Raw genomic sequence first — 18,419 nt, 5'->3', positions numbered from 1 at the left:
CAACTCGATGACCTCCGACGCGCCGTTCCCCTTCGGGGAAACCAGCACCCTCTTCATCTTCACCCCCACGCACGGCACGACCTGGAACCTGACCCTCGACGGCTTCACCCAGGCCCTGCGCCGAAAGGAAGGCGACAAGGCGTTCGTTCACACGAAGGCAGACGGCGGAGCCTACGGACCGAGCAGCGAGCACGACTGGTGGTTCGACATCACCGCCGCCGGCACCTCCTACGAGGGCATCGGATCCAGTGCATCCGGTGACGAGGGACTCTGCCTGCGGAACGCGACCGCCGGCGCCGCCGCGGAGTTCGCGGCCTGGATGCTCCAGGAGATCGTGCCGCCAGGCGCCGGCGTGGAGTTCAACACGCGGATCGGCATGGAATCCGGGCTGGACGACGAAGTTCTGGCCGTACGTACGGTAACCGAGCTCGAGGCTGTGTTCCGCGAGCATCTGGAAGACCTGTAGTCCTCGGACAGCTGATCGCAATGCCGTTGCGCTCGGTGCCGGGGACGGACGGACAGCAGGCACGGACGGGGCGCGGGACCACGGGAGAACGCCGGAAGGCTGCCACCGCACGGGTGGCAGCCTTCCGACGCTTTCTTCAGGCCGCAGCCGATCACGGGCCCTGTCGGTGTTGAGTGGTCAGTTGTGGTGGAACAGCGGTGTGGTCCAGCTCCACAGGCGGCGCCACCAGGGGCGACGCTTGGGGTGGGTAGCGGACGTTGTCGGCCCGGTGGATGCGGTGGTGGTCGGCTGGATCACGGTGCCGGGAACGACCGTGACGACCGCCTGGGCGGGCTGAGGGTCCGTGTCGAAGGGCAGGACGAGCTGGCTGGGGCGCTGGTCGGTGGTGATGACGAGCGGATTCCGGTGTCGCGGGGTCAGGACCGGGCTGCTCGGGCCAACGTGTGGCTGGCGGGCAGGGCTGCGGCGCTGGGTCCTGGCGTGAGCTTCCCCCGCTGCACGGGAGGCGTTGATTACCTGGTCAGGACGGGTGTGGGTGGTTCGACGGTCACCGGTTCGGCCGTCGCCTGGTCGGCGTAGAACTTCGCCTCGTACTCGTCGGGGCTGAGCCAGCCCAGGCGCTTCTGGATGCGGCGGGTGTTGTACCAGCCGTCGATGTAGGCGAACAGGGCCAGGTCGGCGTCAGTGCGGGTCTCGAAGGTCGTGCGACGCACGCACTCGGTCTTCAGCACGCTCCAGAAGTTCTCGGCGAGGGCGTTGTCGAACGAGTCCCCCACGCTTCCCATGCTCGGCTCGATTCCCGCCTTCAGCAGTCGAGTTGTGAGCTTGATGGACGTGTATTGACACCCATGGTCGCTGTGATGGACCAGTTGGCCGGGTTCGACGGGGCGGCCGTGCAGGGCGTACTCCAGCGCGGTGAGCACGAGGTCGGCGTCCGCCCGCTCGGAGGTGTGCCAGCCCACGATCCGGCGGGAGAAGGCGTCGCGGATCGTGGCCAGCCACCACGGTCCCTCGCCGGTGGGGATCAGCGAGATGTCGGCGACCCACAGCCGGTTCGGCGCGACGGCGGTGAAGTCGCGCTGGACCAGGTCCGGGGCGAGATCCGCCGCCGGGTCGCGGCGGGTGAAGGAGCGGGGCCGGCGCGGGCTGACGCCCTGGATGCCGGCCTGGCGCATGAGGCGTTCGACCCGCTTTCGGCCGACCCGGGTGCCCTCGCGCCGCAGGACGGCGTGGACGCGCGGGGAGCCGTACGTCTCGTCGGAGTCGGCGTGGATGCGGCGGATGTGCTCGGTGAGCTCGGCGTCGTGGCGCTTGCGCTCGCACGGCTCCGCCACGTCGCGGCGCCAGCGGTAGTAGGTGGAGGCGGGGATGTGCAGTTCCCGGAGGACGGGCTCGGCCCCGAAGCGGTCCTGGTGCTCGTCGATGAGCTTCAGTACCGTCGCCGGGTCGGGTCGAGCTCCTGGGCGAAAAAAGCCGAGGCGGCCTTGAGGATCTCGCAGGACCGGCGGAGCTCGGCGTTCTCCTTCCGCAGAGCGGCCAGCTCCTCCTTCTCCGCGGTGGTCAGCCGGTCGTCCCGCTCGCCCCGGTCCGCCTCGTCCTGGCGGATCCAGTTGCGCAGCGCTTCGTGGTGCACGCCCAGGTCGCGGGCCATCTTGCGGATCACGGGCTTCGGGTCGGCGGTGCGGTACATCTCCACCGCACGCCGTCGCAACTCGGGCGGGTACTTCATCGGTGCGGCCATGGCAGAGGCTCCCTTCTCATGGCCAATCAGGCCATCTCCGGCAACCTTCCGCACGTCGGGGGAACCTCAGCTCGCGGGGGTTGCTCCTCGGCGGGACGCTGGCCGTCGCTGCTCGCGTCGTCGGCCCCGCGCTCGCGGGGATTGCTCCGTGGCCTGATACCAGCGGAGGGTGCCGTGATTGTTGGCCCCGGCGCTCGCGGGGTTGCTCCGAGCACGCACTTCCGGGCGCGCTGCCCGTTGGAGGAGGGCCCGGCGCGCGGCTGTAAAGCCGTCCACCAGCGGAGCGACGGCACCGCCAGATCACTCCGGTGTCAGCCTGACGTCGACTCCGTCCCCGGCGCGGCCGGCCCGCGCATCGATTTGTGCTGTTTTCCAGCGGCCACCTGGTCCCGGTGGCACTATGAGCTGACCTGGGTCGGATGAAGTTGGGGGTTCCATTGCCAGGTGATCGGCGGCGCATCCAGACGGCAGTGCTGGGGAGCGCGGATTCGGACGATCCGCTAGTCCTGCCGATTGAGGCGATCGAGCTGGATGCCTTCCGCCGCCGTCACGCTGAGGACACGTTCTGGTGTGGGCTTCTGCTCGGCGGTTGCGGTGCCCAGCTCACGACCAAGCTTTACCGGGATCGTGCCTGCCACTTTGCCCATCATCCCGACCCGGACGGGTCGGCGCCGGTTTGTCGGCGGTCGGCCCGGGGAGTGGAGTCGGCTGATCATCTGTACCTGAAGAGGGATTTGTCAGGGTGGCTGGGTGGGCAGGGGATGCCGGTGGTGGCGTCGTTCCCCCACGAGCACGGGGTGGATCCCGGTTCAGTGGTGGAGCTCGCGCTTGGAACCGGTGGCAGGCTGAGGGCTTACCTGAAGGGTGTGTCACCGGACTGGACGGAGCCGGGTCATATTCTGCTTGGGCCGGAGGTAGAGGCGGACTTCGTGGCGGTGGCGCCGTGCAGGTACGTCAACCGGTTCAAGTACGTGAGCGAGGGCGTGGATCGCCGCATCGCGGTTGGAACGCAAACCATGGCCAACGGCACCCAGTGGTTCGGTCTCGACGAATGCCGGATGACCCCAGACGGACTATTGACCCCGCTGGTGGACCAGCTACTGGCCGAACGGACCGTGCTACTTCGACAAGCCGCAGCAATCACCGTCACACGGCCTGTGGCAGCTGAAGTCTCTGGCACAGCCAGGGCAGGGCTGCGAGACACGAGGGAAGGCGAGGAGTTCACGCGAAGGCTCGCCGCCGGGATGCGGGCGGGAGAGATACGCCTCGTGCAGGCGCTGGTCGAGAAGGCACCAAGACTGCTGGAACGTCTTGCCGAGGAACAGGGCTTACGTGTACGGGAGAGCCTTGCGGAGGCGGCGACATGGCTGAAGACCCGCCGTTCGCAGCGCAGCACAGCATTCGCCGAGCTCAGCTCCGTGCTGAACACAGGTGATTTCACACTGCTGGCGTCGGCGTTGCGGAAGGCTTCGGCCTACGCCGTGGTAGAGCTCGGACCAGCGGAGACTCGGTTGCTGGCACGTGCGAGGGCGGTGCGCGCGCAGTTGGCCTCGCAGCCGCATCGTGAGGGGCCGGGTAGGCCTCGTCACCAGCAGCGCAGCAGGGCGGCCCGGCAGCGTGCGGCAGCGGAGGAAGTGCATCAGATCCTGCGTCGGCTTGCTGCGGACGGCTCTCGCATGCGACCGGTGAGGCTGAGGGCTGCGGTCACGCGCTTGGCGGCGGCTGCGGCCTTGGCGGAGCAGGCGTTGGAGCCCGTCGCCAGGCGTGAGGTCCAGGACTGGCTTTCCCACAGCCGACGATCCGCAGCGGAGTCCGTTCCACGACAACGGAGTCGTCGTCCTGTTTCGGTTACAGGCCGGTCCGGCAGTGCTGCTGCGGAGTCGGCTGCCGTCATGGGGCCAGCGGCGGGTGAAGGATTGGCCTTGTCTGGTCCGGCCCGGCTTGGGGATGAGGCGCTGGGGCTCGTTGCGGCTGCAGTGCGTGGTGCGCTGAAGAAGGCCGCGCGTGAGCGGTGCTCCACGTCGTGGGGACGACTTCATCGTCAGCTCGATCGCGCGCTACCTGTCCTGCACCCGGACGACAGGGTGGAGGTGCTGGTGCGGGTTGAGGCCGGGACAGCGGCCGACGAACCGTTGCTGTCATCGCTTCTCGCGGTCGGGGACAGTTCATCCGCGCTCTACCGCCGCCTGGCGCGTCGTCTGGGCCGGACGTTTCCCGCAGACTCGGGCGCGGCGCGCACACACTGGCAGTCCGAGGTCTTGCGTCTGCATCAGCTCTTTCGGTACCGCTGACCGTTTTAGCAGTCGCCCTGGCCGCCGGCTTCGGGCCTCTCCAATCGGCGGTCCGCTGTGTACCCCCGGCGGCGAGGCCTCTGCTTGGCTCCATGGGGTTGTGTGTGCGACCAACTCGCCGACCGCTGAGCCGCTGTTCGTCTTCCTCTCCGAGACCGCCGGTGGCACCATTCGCCCCTGTCGGTGCGATCGAGGTCGGCGGCTGCAGGTGCTCGCCATCGCATGGGATCAAGGCGACCGCTCGATCACACCGTGGTGAGCGGGACGCCGGCCTAGTCTGTCCCGTCACACTCGACGCGGACGGCCAGCCCTCCCGCGCCGCACATCGCCGCAGCGGGGACGGGCTCCAGGACGACGGACCTGCCTGCCGTGGCGGTCGGCCCGCTGCGCAGTCGGCTGACGGACGGCAGGGGGCTGGGCGGAGGCGCTGCTGTTGAGGGAGCGGTTGGTGTTCGGGGACGCCGGGGTGGGCGTCCCCGAACACGGTCGGCCTTGCGGCCGGGCCGGCTCCGCTGCAATCGGTGCGCGGCCGTGTTCCCGGAGGTGGTGTTGGGCTGCAACCGGGAGGGCGGGTACCAATCTGCCGTGTCGTGCGTGGTGGGTGTGCTTGTCGCGATGGCTATGGAGCGGACGTGGCGCGGAGTCAGCCACTTGGTGATGGCCACTTTGGTGCTTTGACCAGCGTGGATGTGGTGGTTGGTGGCGCTCTTTCTTGCACTAGGAGTCGGACAATCATGAAACATTCAAGGATGGCGTAATTTCGGGAAGGAAACCGGACAAGCGTCAACTCTCCATCACCGGTCCGAATGTCGGCCATGCGCTTTGAGCTGTGGAAACGCAGGCCGGCTGGACCTGGTTGTTTCAACGACCGGTGATGAGGCCCTTCCGCATTGCGTTTCCGGGGCCGGGCGTGTTGAAGACTGGCCGCACGGTGCGGATGAGGACTGCAACCTCTTCCGTGCCTTTCTTGTCGGTTGGGCTGCAGGGTGGGGAAGGACCTCGAGATGAGCGTTCTGCGGAAGCGCCGCAGGGCCAAGACCAGTGACCAGCCGGTGCCGGCCGCCGCGGTGGTACTTGCGGTGGCGGTGCTGGCGGTGTTCGTCGTGCTGACGGCGATGGGCCTGTCGGTCGAGACGGTCATCGCGCTGTCGAGCGCGGCGGTGGTAACCGCGGCGGAGCTGGTGAGACGGATCGTGGCCGCCGCCGCAGGACGCAGGCGCGGGTGAGTCGACGTGGTGGGGAGGCCGAAGAAGGCGGTCGCTGAAGGGGCGGTCGCCCGGGAGCTGGCTGAGTATCTGGAGGGGCTGCGGGCGCGCTGTGGGAAGACGTACGCCCAGATGTCCGAGGAGTCCTCGCCGCGGGTGTCCGTGGCGACGTTCTCCCGGGCGTCGTCAGGGAAACGCCGACCGCAGCTGGGCGTCGTTCGGGCGTTCGTGCGCGCGTGCGGTGCGACGCCGGCGGAGCTGCGGAAGGCGGAGCGGCTGTGGCGCGGGACGCCGACCCGCGCCGCCGGACAGCGAGAGCACCAGCCCGTCGTCAGGTGGCGCGAGCCTGAGTCGTTGGGCGAGCCGCAGCACCTTGCCGAAATTATGCGCACAGCAAGGAAGTTGAGCGGCAGTCCGTCCTTGAGAGTGATGGAGGAGCGGGCGGCGGATCTGGGTCTGAGACTGTCGAAGAGCACGCTGGGGGAGGCGCTGGGAGCGGGGGCGGCGGTTCCGACCGAGCGGGTGTTCTGCGGCTTCATGCAGATGATCTCGGGCTTCGCCGGGTCGCCCGCGTCCTGGTACGGCGCCGCGGTGTGGGGGGAGCTGTGGAAGCGGGCTGCGGCCCGACGGCGTCCGCGGACCGTCGCGAGTCCGTCTGCGGCCGCCCCGGCGTGGGCTTCGCCAGCGGCCGCATCGGCTGCTGAGGGAAACGGGAGGTCTTCTGCCGTACGCCGGGGCCGGGGCGGACCGCCACAGGTCTGGGTACGGCCAGGGCCGCTGCGGGAACTGCGGGACTGGCTGCATGAGCTTCTGCTCAAGGCGGGAACGCCTTCACTGGCGGAGGTCGCCGAGGCGGTGCGGCTGGACGACTCCCTGGAGTCGGCTCCCGGCAAGGACGTGGTGCGCCGGCTGCTGCGCTCCTCCGCTCCTGGGGCACTGGGCGACACGGTGGCGGTGGCGGTGGTCCTGGCTCGGATGGCGGGGGAGAACCCGGTGGCAGTGAGTGAGAAGACCGGGGGCTTGTGGGTGCGGGCGAAGGCGGAGGCTCCGTACGGGATCGCGCTGAGCGAGGTAGGGGATCCTCTGGCCCTGGGCGTACGCAAGGCGTTCTCGGTCCCGGCCGCGGACGGTCCGTTGCCGGTCCTGCCGCCCTATGTCCGGCGAGAGCACGACCATGCGATCGGTGAGGCCGTGCGCAGGACCGTCGACGGGCAAAGCGCGATGGTCCTCGCTCGGGGGCACCGGGCCACCGGCACGACGCGCACGTGCTGGGAGGCACTGAGTGAGGTTCCCGGCACTTGGCGCTTCTGGTCGCCTGCCGATCCGTCCCGGCCCGAGCTGGTGGTGAAGGCGCTCTCGCAGGCCGGCCCGAACTCCGTGGTCTGGCTCGACCGCATCGAGCGGTTCCTGGATCCCGTTCAGTGTCACCTGGCCGGGGATGTCCATGCCGAGCTCCGGGAGCTGCTGCACGACGCCGGCCGGGCACCGGTGCTGGTCATCGGCACCATCTCGGCTGACGCCGGCGTCCTGACTCGCGCCAACGGCCAGACGCCGGGCGCGGACACGGCAGTACGCACCCTGATTGAAGACTCTGCGGTCGACGTTCCGAACCGCTTCACCGCAGGCGAGCTGGCGTTGCTGGCGGATACCGCGGGGCGGGACCCTCGCCTTGCCTTGGCCAGCGCCGAGGCGCTTGGTGCCGTGGCGCGCTTCCTGTCCGCCGACCGGAACCCGAGCCCGCTGATCGAGCCCCAGAACTTCCTCACCGCGGTGGACCAGGGGGACACCCACACCTTGCTGATGGGAGGAGCGCTCCTGCAGCAGTCCGGACGCCTGGGGGAGGCCGCCATCTGGTACCAGCGCGCCGCGGAGGCGGGCGACGCCCAGGCACTCGAGCCCGCAGCCGAGATGCTGACCGAGAACGGCACGTCCTACGAGGCAGTCCGATGGCTGCGCATGCTAGCGGAGGCTGGCGATGCGGATGCCGCCGTCACCGCCGCCCGACGGCTTCTGCGGGAGGGACGGGACGACGAGGCGGTCGAGCACTACCGGCTGGCGGCGGTGATCGACGGCACGAGCCGCACCCTGCGGCCGGCGGCCGCGCTGATGCGCCGCACCGGGCAGGTAGATCAGGCGGTGCGCTGGCTGCGAGATCTGGCCGCGAAGGGCAATCCCGTGGCTCTGCGTGAGGCAGCGCACCTTCTGTGGGAGGAGGGGGACACCACCAGGTCCCTGCGTTTCTATGCGGAGGCCGGGGCGGCCGGTGACGTGGAGGCGTGGAGGGACGCCGCAGAGCATCTACAGGGCTTGGGCCGGGACGATGAGGCGATCGTCATGTACCAGACGGCGGTCAACAACGGTGACGAGCTCAGCGTGCTGCCGCTCGCTGACCTCTTGGCCACGGTGGGGCTGCAGGACAAGGCCCTGGAGATCTACATCGGAGCCGCGGAGAAGAAGGTCAAGGCCACGGAAGACAAGACGGAGGTGAAGCCGAACATGGCAGCGATCCGCCGGGCAGCCGCACTGTACCGGCTGACCGAGCGCCCCGACGAGGCACTGCACTGGTTCCGTAAGGCGACCGAATACGGCGATATGACCGCATTCATGCAGATCGGGCTGATCCTGCGGGGAAAGTGCGACATCGCAGGGGAAGCCGCTGATCCCGAAGTCGTGGACTGTGCCGTCACCGCGTTCACGAAGGCCGCCGGCGTGGGGGAGCAGCACGCCCACCGGGAGGCTGCGTGGATCCTCTTGAAGTACCGCGGCTGGGCCGCGGCTGCGACCTGGCTCCAATCCCGCGTAGCGGCGGGCGACCGCCGGGCTCTGCGGGAGATGGCGGACTTCCTCCGGGAAACCGGCCGGACCGAACAGGCCCTCGAGTGGTACGCGAAGGCGGCTGAGCAGGGAAGCCGCTCATCGGCCAGTCATGTCTTGCGCATCCGAGCGCAGGGTGCGCTCGAATGCGCCACTGCCGACCGTTTCCCAGGTGAGGATGACCCTCGCAGCAACCGAAGCGACTGAACCCGGACCAGCAGCGGAGAGCCCGTCACGGCGGATCAGCACAACACGGGGGAGATGGCCGGGCCCCTCACGCTCGTCGATGTGAGAGGCCCGGCCATCAGCGCACGCCCGCAACTTCCCGCCCTCGTCGGCCAGGACCAATACGAACCAGAGCCCACCGTGAACACCACGACCACCGACACCGTCGACCTCCCCAACCGCGAAGGGCCGCACGCTGCGCCTGGCGGCCGCGCTCCGCGCCGAGATCGAGGGCGGCCGGTGGCAGCATGGCCAGCCGCTGCCCGGGGGCAGCGAGCTCGCCACCGCGTGCGGCGCCCGCCACGAAGCGCTCCGCGCTGGCGCCGTCCCGCTGCGCCCGGCCCGGCCGCCGATGACCGTCAGCGGCGCCTTCGTAATCCCCTGATCGTGGTCGGCCTCCGGGGCCGGTCCGCCGTACGAATCCGTGAGCCGGTACCGTCCGAGGTCCCCGCCGGGGACAATGGGGGCGCCGAGGAGGTGAAGGAGACCGTGAGCGTTGCAGTCACCGAGCACAGCGGGCCGTGGACGGTCGAGGATGTCCTGGCCCTGCCCGAGGACACCCACCACCGGATCGAGCTCGTCGGGGGAGCGCTGCTGATGAGCCCGAACCCCGGCGTTCCGCACCAGCGGGCCAGCTCCCGGCTCTGGGCGCTCCTGGACGCCGCCATCACCGCAGCCAGCGCGCCGTTCGAGGTGCTGGAGGCTGTCAACGTCATCGTGCCCGACGGCCTGCTCATCCCCGACCTGGTCGTTGCCGATGCCGTCGCGGCCGCCGAGGCTGGCACCACCCTGAGCGCGCACGACATCGTCGTGGCCATCGAGATCGCCTCGCCGTCCACCCGCGTCGCCGACAAGAAGATGAAGCCCAGCCTGTACGCCGCAGCCGGGATCCCGCACTACTGGCGTCTCGAACTCGAACCCGCCCCTCGCCTCTACCTCGGGCACCTGGAGCGCGGCCTCTACGTCGACCGCCTCATCCAGGTTGGCGAGACCACCGCGCTCACCGACCCGTTCCCCCTCAACATCGACCCGGCGAGGCTGCGCCGGTAGTCCCGCACGTCACCGCGATGGCCGGACACCTCGGACGAGGTGTCCGGCCATCCGCGTTGGGGCAACTGTGCGGTTTTCCCCTGCCCCAGGCGGGTACATCCGCGTAGCGTGACCGACGGCCCGCACACACAGCGGCCGCTAACGGAAGGGGAGTACGGGCCACCCCGACCCCGCCGCTGGCCGACCGGGCCCCGAGCGAACCGAGCTCGCCCCGTTGTGCTGCTCCCCACCTCTTCGTTCTTCCCCACTCAGCAACGCGCGCCACCTGTCCTGCAGACCAGCCCGGGGACGGGCGGCAACTGCACACCGATGCGGACCGCGGCCGTGTGGGTGGCTGGGCGCGGCGTGCTCCGCCCCCGCACCCGTGGCCAGCGCCAAGGGCTGCGCTGGACCAGCCCCTGCCGCCTGCCCTGCGCCGCCGGATCCGCCGTCAGGGCCGTGGCCGGCCCAGCCGTCGGCCCCGTCGCCGCACCGGCCGGACCGTGGACGGTCCGGCCTGGGCAGTTGGCCCCCGAGAAGCGGCTGGCGTCCTTGCTGGGAGGCGGGCGTCGACCCGGCCTGTGCCAAGCATGGGCGACCTGCCGACGAACAAGGTGGGTGTGGACGTCGCCACCTGCCTCGAATGCCGCTTTCAGCCATTACCTTCTGGGACCAGGTGGAGGACCCCCATCCGTGGTCCGCCCCAGCCAGGTCACGGGCAATGTCGGTGTCGGCTCACGATCGCAGGGCAAGGGTGCGTAGTTGCTCCTGCGGTTAAGGGGGTCGGTGTGTTGGTTCGGGTGTTCGAGTCCGTTCCGGTTGTGGGTCCGGGGTTCCCGGGACGCCTAGGTGAGCATGGTTGTTGGGGGATTCGGGAGGGCAGGTGGTGGCCCTTTTTTGTAAGAGCGCAGTCGAGCGATCATGCCTCTGACCTGCGAACTTGGAAAATCAAAGGTACGGCTGCGCCGACACTAGGTGCCCGCTGGTGTCACGGGAGGCCGACTTTCGGACCCAATGTTTCGCACGATTGCGAAACATTGGCATCGGGCTGCGGCGACGTTGCGGACCCCCGAGTGATCATCGGACCTGGCCAGACGGAGGAACCCACGAAGCCCGGATGCCGCTCGCGACACGTGTTTCGCACTCACGCGCAGAATGCTTCGCAGCATTGCGAAGAACATGTAGTCTGCTGCCGACACGAGGAAAAGGATCACGGCCTTGGCACAGGCAGAGCGCGGCAGCACCCGAAGGCAGACGCCCGAGCGGCCCCGCCAACCGAGACTCGAGCCCGCCGGCCCCCAGCACCAGCGCGACCTCGCCGCCGAGATCGTCCGGGGCTACGCCGGCCACCTCCCCAACGGCATCTACGAAGCCCGCACGAAGTTCTACCGGCGCGCACCCCACGAAGTCCTCGGCTCCGACGGCTACGCCCTCCTCAGCCGCTACTTCGCCCGCTATGTCCTGCCCCAGGCCCTCATGTCCGGCGAGATGACGAAGCTCCAGTGCGCCGTGCTGTCCAACATCGTCGGCCGGGCCGAGCGCGGCGTCTGCCACGCCATCCAGCGTGAGATCGCCGACGAAGTCGGCACCAGCCGCTCCAGCGTCAGCCCCGCCCTCAAGCACCTCGCCGCCCGGAACTACATCCGCAGCATCGGCCGGGGAATTTGGCAGCTCAACCCCCTCATCGCCTACAAGGGCAACGGCGACGAGCAACAGACCTTCCTCGCCGAACTCAGGGCACTCGCCCTGGAAAACGGATTTCCTGACATCATCGGACTGGAAGCCCTCCGGAACGGGGACAAGGAGTCACCAGCATGCTGATGGTCACCGACCTGTTCGGGATGCTCCGGCGCCTCGAACTCACCCCCACCGCCACCAACGTCCTCTCCGTCATGGTCGAGCGGCAAAACCCCGGCGGCGTCGTCCCCATCACCCAGCAGGACATCGCCGAAGAACTGCAGATCCTCCCCTCCGTCGTCAGCCGCGGAATGACCCTCCTCGTCGAGCGCGGCCTCGTCCTACGCAAGGGCTACCGCTACCGCCTCCACCCCGCCATCGCCGGCTACAGCTCCGAACTCGAGATGCAGGCAGCCATGGCCCGCGCCGCCCGCGAAGGCGTCCCGCCCATCCTGATCCCTGACTACCAGGCCGCCCCTCCCAAGGCCGGCCGGTCCCGGCTGCGCGCGGTCAGCTGACTCACAGGGCTTTGTCACAGCTCTGAGCTACGGTGCACGACAGCTCCAAGTGGGGTCGCCCGTGGCGCTGCTGCTAGCCGCGACATTTCCCGGCGGGCCGAGGCTGGAGCGACACCTCCACAAGGAGTTCGACGGCTACCGGACTCGTGGGGAATGGTTCGACTTCGGCGATCAGGACCCAATCGCCGAGGTCGCTGCCGCAGTAGAGGCGTACGAGCCCGAGCCAGGGCATGAGGACCGCGCAGGGCGATACCGAGACGCTGGGCCTCCCCTTACACGCTGGCACTTTAACCGCTCTGTTCTGGGGATCTGAAATAACGGACCGGTCTGGCCCTGGTGGCCAGGGCCAGACCCCTACCACCGGTGATAGCGGTCTGGCCCCCCGCACCCGCCCAGGCTGCGACACTGGTGATCATGACCGACCGACGCAGCCTCTCGCTGCCCGCCTTCTCCGACCCTGCCGCCGACGCGCCCCTTCCCGCCCAGTCCGGCGGGCGCCGGCTGCTGCCGGTCGAGCAAGGCGCCGACTTCCGCCAGCCGCCCGGTGAGACCGCGGCCGTACCCGCCCCGGCCCGTCGCCGCCTCTCGCCCGGCGGCCTGACCTTCTCCGACCCGGACCGCCAGATCTGACGCTTCGGGCCGCCGCGCCGCAGGCTTCTGACCTGCGGAGGGTTCAAAGATCGGCCCTCAAATGAGGGCCCACAAGTAGGACCGCGCCACCTGCCCATGCCCGCCGCAGTGGTCGGGCCCTATGCTCGTCGTCGTTTGCCCTGGGAGAGGAAACAATCGGTGGGTTGGTGGGAGCGTCGGCGGCTGAACCGCCGGCTGGAGGCGGCTGAGTACCTGTACAAGCAGTTGCGCTGGGTGGACGCCGAGCGGGAGCTACGCGCTGTCCTGGAGGTCGCTACGGACGGGGCGGGCTCTCTGGTCTGCTCTGCACGCACCCTTCTGGCGCAGGCGCTCCGCATGCAGGGCCGTCTGCAGGAAGCGGAGAGCGAGGCCAGGTCCGCAATCGCCGCCCAGCCGGTTCCGGGCGATGGTCGCGACGGACAAGACGTACTGGCCTTGGTCCTCGGTGACATGGGCCGCCACCAGGAGGCAGCCGACCTCCTGGCCGCCACCGCCGCAGCACGCGCCCGCATCACCTCCTCCGGTCACCGGCTCGTCCTCAAGAGCCGCAGCGACCGCCTCCAGCACCTGGCCTACCTCGGCCTGCACGAGGAAGTCGTCGCGGAAGCAGACGCCGTGAAGACCGCCGCCAGCGGCACTGACGACATTCACCGGATCCAGTGCTGCCACTGGCCGCCACCAACGGCCTGGCCTTCAGCCTCTCACTCCACGGCCACCACGAGCAGGCCGAACAGGTGCTGCTCCCGGTGCTCGAGGAGGCAAGCCAGCAAGGCCTGGGCAGATTCCTGATGGTGTTGCACCTCGGCGCGGCCCGGGCGCTGACCGGTCAGGGCCGGGCCCAGGAGGCGCTTGCCGCCGTCGACCAGGCGCAGGACACCTTCGACCGGACTCCGGGCGCCGGCGCACTGACGCAGGATCTGAGCGCGCTACTTCTGGCCAGGAGCGCGGCGCTGCTCGCATCGAGCCGGCCCGCTGACGCCGAACACGAGGCCCGGCGGTGCCTCAGCCAGTGTGAGCGCCGCCTCGGCCCCGCTCACCATCGCGCGCTGGAGGCCGCCACCGTGCTCGGAACCGCCCTGGCGGATCTGCACCGCAACGATGAAGCAGTCGAACTCCTGCACGCCACCCACGACGCCTGGCGCACTCACTTCGGCCATGACCACCACGGCACTATCCGAGCCCGCCAACTCTTGGCCGCCCTCACCGACAATTAGTCAGTTTCGCCCTGTGTCATCTGTGTCCGGCCTGCCGACGACTGGTTCGCCGGGTTGGGACGGTGGCGTCCCAGGCCTGTCTCAGGGTGTCCGGTTCGGGTGTTTTGCTGGGACGGTCCTACGACCGTCCCACCCTGTTCTGCCTGGTGGAGGCGTTGCGCGTCGCTGCTGGGACAGGGATGGGACCGTGGCCGGCTACCGGCCGGGCGGGGCATCCTCGATGGCGGCAAGCAGGTGGGTGCGGACGGCGTCGGCGGCTTCGCGGGTGGCCGGGTCCGGGTCCTCCAGCTGCGGGGCGATCAGCGCGGCGGCCGCGGCGAGGACCGGCACTGGGACGGTCGCCGATCGCAGGTGCAGGAGCTGGGCGGCCGCGAGCTCGCCGGGCGTCGCCTGGGCGTGGGCGTTCGGGATCAGGGCGCTGATGCCGCGGGGCAGGGGCTGGGTGCTGGTCACCCGGCTCATTCTCCCGCGCGGCGGGCACCGGTGATCACCACGGCCGGGCGTCCGGCGCCCCGGCGGGAAGGGTGCCGTGGTGGTGGCGGGCGACGGCCTCCAGCAGCGCTTGGCGGCCCCCGCGCCAGCGGACGTCCTCACCGCGGCCGCGCGGGACCGGCCGCTGCCCGAGCAGACCGCGCACCAGGTCGTCGACGGCGCGGCAGATCGGTGCCGAAGACGCGGGCCTCGGCGGCGGTCTCGGCGAGGACGTCCTCGTCTAGGTCCTCGAAGGCCGCTCCCGCCACGGCTCGGCGGTCCGCTCGAACTCCTCCAGCACGGCGTGAGAGCGCCTTCGCCGGCGGCCGGTGACCACGGCGGTGGAGTGCGGGTGCCCGGACGGTGTCGGTCAGCATCCGGGCGGCGCCGGGCCCGAGCGCCCGGCGCCTGGTCGTGCTCACCCGGCGCAGCCGGTGGCCGTGGTGGTGGCGCGGCCAGCGGCGGTGGCGGCGTCCAGTTGGTCGGAGAGCAGGGTGAGCTCGCGCGGCAGGTCGCCGAGCACGCAGGACGGCATGGCGGCCGCGAGCGCGCACACCGCGACCAGCGGCATCCGCTCGCCCGGCGCGAGGTCGGGCATGGTGCCGGTGTGGGTGGCGCCGAGCAGCACGTCCGCGGCGAGCGCGTAGCGCAGCTCCTCGGCCAGCTGGCCGTCGCCGCCGGGGATCACCTCCTGGTGGCTGGCGCGCTCGATCCCTGCGGCCGCGTGCTCCAGGGCCAGGGCGTGGCGCTCGTCGTTCTGGCGGCCGGCCAGCTCGCGCACCCACGCGGCCGCGGCTTCCCCGGCGTCGCGGCCCCGGTGGAGCGCGGCGAGCTGGACGGGGTCGAGCGCCTGGTCGTCGGACTCGGAGGCGGGCTCGTCCTCGGCCCGTTCGGCCGGGGAGAGCAGAGGCAGCGGCAGCCAGGACAGCGGAGGGGTCGTCATGCCGGTGCAACCGCCCGCCGGACCGGACGGTCACGGGTGCAGCAAGGCGACCCTTGCTACACGACAGCGCAGCGCAGCAGTGGGCCGTTGCGCATGCGCAGCGGGGGGACAACCGGCTGTGACTTCGATCGATAGATTGCGATTCCGAGCTCTAGTTTGCGAGCGGCGGCCCGGGGGTCGGTCAAGTCACGGAAATCAGCGACCACATCCGTTCGATTGGCGCCGCCTGGAGTCCGCCGAACAAGGGGACCGATACGAGCAGCCTGACAAGCGGCCAGCTCGGCTACGGTGACGCACTGCAAATGAACCGTTGACGTTCCGCCTGCCATCCGATGAGATGTCCACGGACAAGCAGGTCACCATCAACGGGGGTACGAATGAACAACCTCCTCAGGCGCGCCGCTATGACCGCTGTCGCCGCCGCGGCAGCCGTCGGCCTCGCCGCAGAGCCAGCTCTGGCCGCCACCAACCCGACCTGGATCGGACTCTCGACGAGCCACGGTGTCGGCGTTTACAGCAACTACTACGCCAGCTCCAGCAAAATCGCCCCCGACCTGTTCCCCGCGAACGGTGCCTCCGTCGAGGCAGACTGTTGGGTCGCAGGTGGCTACGTCGGCAACGACGGCGACGTCTGGTACCACGTCACCTGGATCTACCTGGGCACCCCCAGCCAAACCGGTTTCCCTCAGCCTGCGAACGGATGGGTCTTCGGCCCCTACGTGGATGGAGCAGCAGCCTTCCACAACGGCACGCTGCCCAACTGCAACGCGTGAGCTGAGGGCGGCCTCCGGAACGGACTGCTTGACCCCCGCGCTGCGTGTGAGCGGCGCATGCGGGACACTGAACACGGCGATCCGCCCAGCCCCGAATCCCGTGGGGCCGGGCGGATCTGTTAGATCTCCGCAGTGATTGCCGCCGTGACGACGCGCTCGCGATCTCGATCTGCCACCAGGCGCCTGGACCTACTTGCCCTGCCTCTCGAGCACCGTGTCGGCAACGTGCGTCAGCAGGACCACCCCGAGGCATGAACCGGCCCCGCCGGCGCATAGCCGGCGGGGCCGTGGTGCGAGCGGCAGGCGCTGGCCCGGCCGCTACTGAGCCCGGGATCGGCCTACATGATGTAGCCCCAATCGGAGACCGGCGTCGCATAGGACAGACCACCGCCCCAAGTCGGGCCAGTCTCGTGCACGTGCTGCACCGCAGCCGGACAGCTCCTCGCAAACTTACGCTCGGAACGGCGCGCAAACTACGAGTCGAAACCCCAGCTCAAAGACGACGGACTCGCAAACTACCCATCCGAGTCACACCGGCTGCGCAACGGGGACAAGCTGGCTGCGCACGGTGCGGTGTGGGGGCAACCCCCGGCGGGCGGGGTGCGCGGTGCGGGACAAACGTGCGGGCAGGTGGACAGTGCGGTTTTTCGGGGCGCGGTGCGAAATCGTGGCACTGACCTGTGAGGCGACACCCGTGGAAAGTCGCCCCGGTCCGAAACTTTGTCGCCGCACCTGACTACGATCACGCCATGCAAAGCGAACCGGGGCGAAATAGTGGCGAGGTGGCGCTGTTCGATCTGGACGGCGGCCAGGCCGAGGGCGCGCGGTGCGAGGGGCCGGGTTGTGAGAACACGCTGCCGCCGCGCACCGGCCGGGGCCGGCGCCCGGTCTACTGCTCGCAGGCCTGCAAGAGCCGCGCCGACCGGGCGCGGGTCAAGGCCCGGGCCGCGGCCGTGCCGCCCGGCCCGGTTGCGCCGGACAGTGCCGAGGCGGCGTCGGGGGAGAGGACCGGGGGCAAGCGGCCCGCGAGCGGCCTGTCGGTCGAGCGGCAGCGGGTGCTCGGCGCCGCCGACGCGATCCGCGACCGCGCCGAGGCCTTCCTGGCCGCCGTGGACGACGACCCGCTCGCCGCCCACGCGGAGCTAGCCCGCAGAGTCCACGGCCTCGCCTCGCTGCTGATCACCAGCGCCCGGGAGGTGCGGGACCAGGTCCGCTGGCCCGGCCTGGACGCCGACGCGCGCACCGCGGCGCGCATCCGGGAGGAATGGAACCTGCCCGACCCCGACCCGAATACGGACCGGGGCGATTTCCTGGTCCCGTCCAGCCCGCTCCCCGGAACCGGTGAAGCGCACCGGGGCGAAAAAGACTCCGGCGCGGTGCCGAATCCGCCGGCCCCGAAAACGCCCCGGGACGAAACCGGCGCCGCCGCGGACGAGCACGCACCGTTGCGCAGCGCGGTCGCCGACCCGCTCAGCCGCTTCGGCCGGCCGGACCGGCACCACGACCTCAGCATCACCTTCGGCCAGGGCTGGCAGCTGGCCACCTGGGACAGCCCGCAGGCGGGCGGTGCGCGGCTGCTAGTGCGCGCCGGCGTCCCGATCGGCTGGACCACGCTGCTGCCGCAGGGCCCGTGGGGGCTCGGCGGCTGGATCGCCGTCGAGCACCAGGGCCCCGGCAAGCCCGGCCGGGTCGTCGTGGGCACCCTGGGCCGACCGCAGACCTTCGCCACCGCCGACCTCGCCCTGGACGTGTTCCACCAGTCCAGCCGACACCTGGCCGACGCCGTCCCACCCCGCACCCCGGCCACCGCCGTGCGCACGCCCGCGGCACCGATGCCCAACCTCACCCTGGGCCAGACCACCAGCCGAACCGCGCCCACCGAACGAGCCCTGGGCCAAGCACACCGCGACTACGCCCTCGACGACGGCCTGGTCCACCTCACCTGGCCCACCGCCCCGCACATCCAGGCCCTCGAACGCCGCGGCCGCCTCCTCGGCTGGACCGAGGTCTACGACGACAACACCTCCTGGATCACCCTCATCAACGGCCACCCCATCGCCGACGCCGCCGACAACCTCCCCCTGCTCTCCACCAACCCCACCGACGCCCTCACCCTCCTACGCCTGGCCGTCGAGCGCGGCCTCAGCGGCATCGCGCCCGGCTGGGTGCTCCCCCGCACCGCAGAGTGATCCCAGTCTGGGCGAAGCTGGCCGCAATGCGCCCTGACGACGGAACCTTCGCCGACGTCTCGGCCTTCCTGGACAGCCCGGTCAATGCCACCGACCGCGAGGAACTCGAGCGAGCGGTCCAGGAACTGCGCAAGCGCCTGGACGCCCCGCAGCGGCCGAACGCCTGGGCGGCCGGCCGCTACGGCTTTCCCAAGTCCTGACCTGGTCTGACGGGCCCTCCCCGTGCCGGTCTT

18 protein-coding genes and 1 pseudogene are annotated in these 18,419 nt (G+C 70.2%); 13 read left to right on the top strand and 6 right to left on the bottom strand.

The genetic code is table 11. The annotated features are described in order from the left end of the window. Positions 1 to 7: 7 nt before the first annotated feature. Entirely contained in the window at positions 8 to 466 is a 459-nt protein-coding gene (locus tag HS99_RS03900; RefSeq protein ID WP_030557300.1) for a hypothetical protein, read from the top strand. A gap of 512 nt (positions 467 to 978) precedes the next feature. On the opposite strand, the gene HS99_RS03895 is transcribed toward HS99_RS03900, so the two are convergent. Next, the gene (locus HS99_RS03895; protein WP_240520922.1) at positions 979 to 1,890 is read right to left on the bottom strand and encodes an IS3 family transposase; all 912 of its coding nucleotides are present in this window, start codon (positions 1,888 to 1,890) and stop codon (positions 979 to 981) included. 5 nt (positions 1,891 to 1,895) lie between these two features. Then, entirely contained in the window at positions 1,896 to 2,207 is a 312-nt protein-coding gene (locus HS99_RS03890; protein ID WP_030558521.1) for a transposase, read from the bottom strand. Positions 2,208 to 2,626: 419 nt separating this feature from the next. On the opposite strand from HS99_RS03890, the gene HS99_RS42215 reads away from it, so the two are divergent. The 8 genes and pseudogenes from HS99_RS42215 (at position 2,627) to HS99_RS03855 (ending at position 12,596) form a co-directional block, all read left to right on the top strand. Continuing rightward, entirely contained in the window at positions 2,627 to 4,498 is a 1,872-nt protein-coding gene (locus HS99_RS42215) for a hypothetical protein (protein ID WP_141763649.1), read from the top strand. 1,004 nt (positions 4,499 to 5,502) lie between these two features. Then, a complete protein-coding gene (locus tag HS99_RS03880) occupies positions 5,503 to 5,724 on the top strand; it encodes a hypothetical protein (RefSeq protein WP_046386644.1) in 222 nt (73 codons plus the stop codon). 6 nt (positions 5,725 to 5,730) lie between these two features. After that, positions 5,731 to 5,955, top strand: a pseudogene (locus tag HS99_RS48335) (helix-turn-helix domain-containing protein); the annotation flags it as partial. A 102-nt stretch (positions 5,956 to 6,057) separates the two neighbouring features. Next, the gene (locus HS99_RS03875; RefSeq protein WP_232543335.1) at positions 6,058 to 8,724 is read left to right on the top strand and encodes a tetratricopeptide repeat protein; all 2,667 of its coding nucleotides are present in this window, start codon (positions 6,058 to 6,060) and stop codon (positions 8,722 to 8,724) included. 507 nt (positions 8,725 to 9,231) lie between these two features. Further along, entirely contained in the window at positions 9,232 to 9,792 is a 561-nt protein-coding gene (locus HS99_RS03870) for a Uma2 family endonuclease (RefSeq protein WP_030558240.1), read from the top strand. A 1,197-nt stretch (positions 9,793 to 10,989) separates the two neighbouring features. After that, positions 10,990 to 11,592 carry a replication/maintenance protein RepL gene (locus HS99_RS03865; RefSeq protein ID WP_030558242.1) on the top strand — a complete coding sequence of 201 codons (603 nt, stop codon included), beginning with the start codon at positions 10,990 to 10,992 and terminating at the stop codon, positions 11,590 to 11,592. Next, positions 11,586 to 11,966: a MarR family transcriptional regulator gene (locus HS99_RS03860; RefSeq protein WP_050366277.1), complete on the top strand. Its 381-nt coding sequence runs from the start codon at positions 11,586 to 11,588 to the stop codon at positions 11,964 to 11,966. Before HS99_RS03865 ends, HS99_RS03860 begins: the two co-directional genes overlap by 7 nt. 414 nt (positions 11,967 to 12,380) lie before the next feature. Continuing rightward, positions 12,381 to 12,596: a hypothetical protein gene (locus tag HS99_RS03855; protein WP_030558244.1), complete on the top strand. Its 216-nt coding sequence runs from the start codon at positions 12,381 to 12,383 to the stop codon at positions 12,594 to 12,596. Positions 12,597 to 12,848: 252 nt separating this feature from the next. On the opposite strand, the gene HS99_RS44570 is transcribed toward HS99_RS03855, so the two are convergent. Continuing rightward, positions 12,849 to 13,265 carry a hypothetical protein gene (locus tag HS99_RS44570; RefSeq protein ID WP_157881863.1) on the bottom strand — a complete coding sequence of 139 codons (417 nt, stop codon included), beginning with the start codon at positions 13,263 to 13,265 and terminating at the stop codon, positions 12,849 to 12,851. On the opposite strand from HS99_RS44570, the gene HS99_RS03845 reads away from it, so the two are divergent. Then, positions 13,256 to 13,810: a tetratricopeptide repeat protein gene (locus tag HS99_RS03845; RefSeq protein WP_030558247.1), complete on the top strand. Its 555-nt coding sequence runs from the start codon at positions 13,256 to 13,258 to the stop codon at positions 13,808 to 13,810. The two genes, HS99_RS44570 and HS99_RS03845, sit on opposite strands and share 10 nt — an antisense overlap. Before the next feature lie 195 nt (positions 13,811 to 14,005). Here the strand turns inward: HS99_RS03845 and HS99_RS03840 are convergent, their stop codons facing one another. The 3 genes from HS99_RS03840 to HS99_RS03835 form a co-directional block, all read right to left on the bottom strand. After that, positions 14,006 to 14,263: a hypothetical protein gene (locus HS99_RS03840; protein ID WP_030558248.1), complete on the bottom strand. Its 258-nt coding sequence runs from the start codon at positions 14,261 to 14,263 to the stop codon at positions 14,006 to 14,008. Between the two features lie 34 nt (positions 14,264 to 14,297). Continuing rightward, positions 14,298 to 14,447 carry a hypothetical protein gene (locus HS99_RS44565; protein WP_157881862.1) on the bottom strand — a complete coding sequence of 50 codons (150 nt, stop codon included), beginning with the start codon at positions 14,445 to 14,447 and terminating at the stop codon, positions 14,298 to 14,300. Between the two features lie 252 nt (positions 14,448 to 14,699). Next, positions 14,700 to 15,224 carry a hypothetical protein gene (locus HS99_RS03835; protein WP_030558250.1) on the bottom strand — a complete coding sequence of 175 codons (525 nt, stop codon included), beginning with the start codon at positions 15,222 to 15,224 and terminating at the stop codon, positions 14,700 to 14,702. Positions 15,225 to 15,601: 377 nt separating this feature from the next. Between HS99_RS03835 and HS99_RS03830 the strand changes: the two genes are divergently transcribed. From HS99_RS03830 to HS99_RS44560, 3 genes are all read left to right on the top strand, one after another. After that, positions 15,602 to 15,997 carry a hypothetical protein gene (locus HS99_RS03830; RefSeq protein ID WP_141763647.1) on the top strand — a complete coding sequence of 132 codons (396 nt, stop codon included), beginning with the start codon at positions 15,602 to 15,604 and terminating at the stop codon, positions 15,995 to 15,997. A 749-nt stretch (positions 15,998 to 16,746) separates the two neighbouring features. Then, positions 16,747 to 18,186 (top strand): hypothetical protein, encoded by a 1,440-nt coding sequence (locus HS99_RS03825; RefSeq protein ID WP_141763646.1) that lies wholly within the window; start codon positions 16,747 to 16,749, stop codon positions 18,184 to 18,186. Between the two features lie 26 nt (positions 18,187 to 18,212). Next, positions 18,213 to 18,386, top strand: a complete 174-nt coding sequence (locus tag HS99_RS44560; RefSeq protein ID WP_157881861.1) for a hypothetical protein — start codon at positions 18,213 to 18,215, stop codon at positions 18,384 to 18,386. Positions 18,387 to 18,419: the final 33 nt, after the last annotated feature.

This window comes from Kitasatospora aureofaciens (genome assembly GCF_001188955.3).
Taxonomy (GTDB): Bacteria; Actinomycetota; Actinomycetes; order Streptomycetales; family Streptomycetaceae; genus Kitasatospora; species Kitasatospora aureofaciens.
Note: the sequence above shows the minus strand (reverse complement) of the source record. Positions and strands in the feature narration are given on the sequence as shown.

Excerpts from the sequence above, each read along its gene's own strand:
- HS99_RS03860 (WP_050366277.1), top strand. The coding sequence starts at position 11,586 with ATGCTGATGGTCACCGACCTGTTCGGGATGCTCCGGCGCCTCGAACTC.
- HS99_RS42215 (WP_141763649.1), top strand. The coding sequence starts at position 2,627 with ATGAAGTTGGGGGTTCCATTGCCAGGTGATCGGCGGCGCATCCAGACG.
- HS99_RS03855 (WP_030558244.1), top strand. The coding sequence starts at position 12,381 with ATGACCGACCGACGCAGCCTCTCGCTGCCCGCCTTCTCCGACCCTGCC.
- HS99_RS44560 (WP_157881861.1), top strand. The coding sequence starts at position 18,213 with ATGCGCCCTGACGACGGAACCTTCGCCGACGTCTCGGCCTTCCTGGAC.
- HS99_RS03830 (WP_141763647.1), top strand. The coding sequence starts at position 15,602 with ATGAACAACCTCCTCAGGCGCGCCGCTATGACCGCTGTCGCCGCCGCG.
- HS99_RS03835 (WP_030558250.1), bottom strand. The coding sequence starts at position 15,224 with ATGACGACCCCTCCGCTGTCCTGGCTGCCGCTGCCTCTGCTCTCCCCG.
- HS99_RS03900 (WP_030557300.1), top strand. The coding sequence starts at position 8 with ATGACCTCCGACGCGCCGTTCCCCTTCGGGGAAACCAGCACCCTCTTC.
- HS99_RS03825 (WP_141763646.1), top strand. The coding sequence starts at position 16,747 with ATGCAAAGCGAACCGGGGCGAAATAGTGGCGAGGTGGCGCTGTTCGAT.
- HS99_RS03890 (WP_030558521.1), bottom strand. The coding sequence starts at position 2,207 with ATGGCCGCACCGATGAAGTACCCGCCCGAGTTGCGACGGCGTGCGGTG.
- HS99_RS03880 (WP_046386644.1), top strand. The coding sequence starts at position 5,503 with ATGAGCGTTCTGCGGAAGCGCCGCAGGGCCAAGACCAGTGACCAGCCG.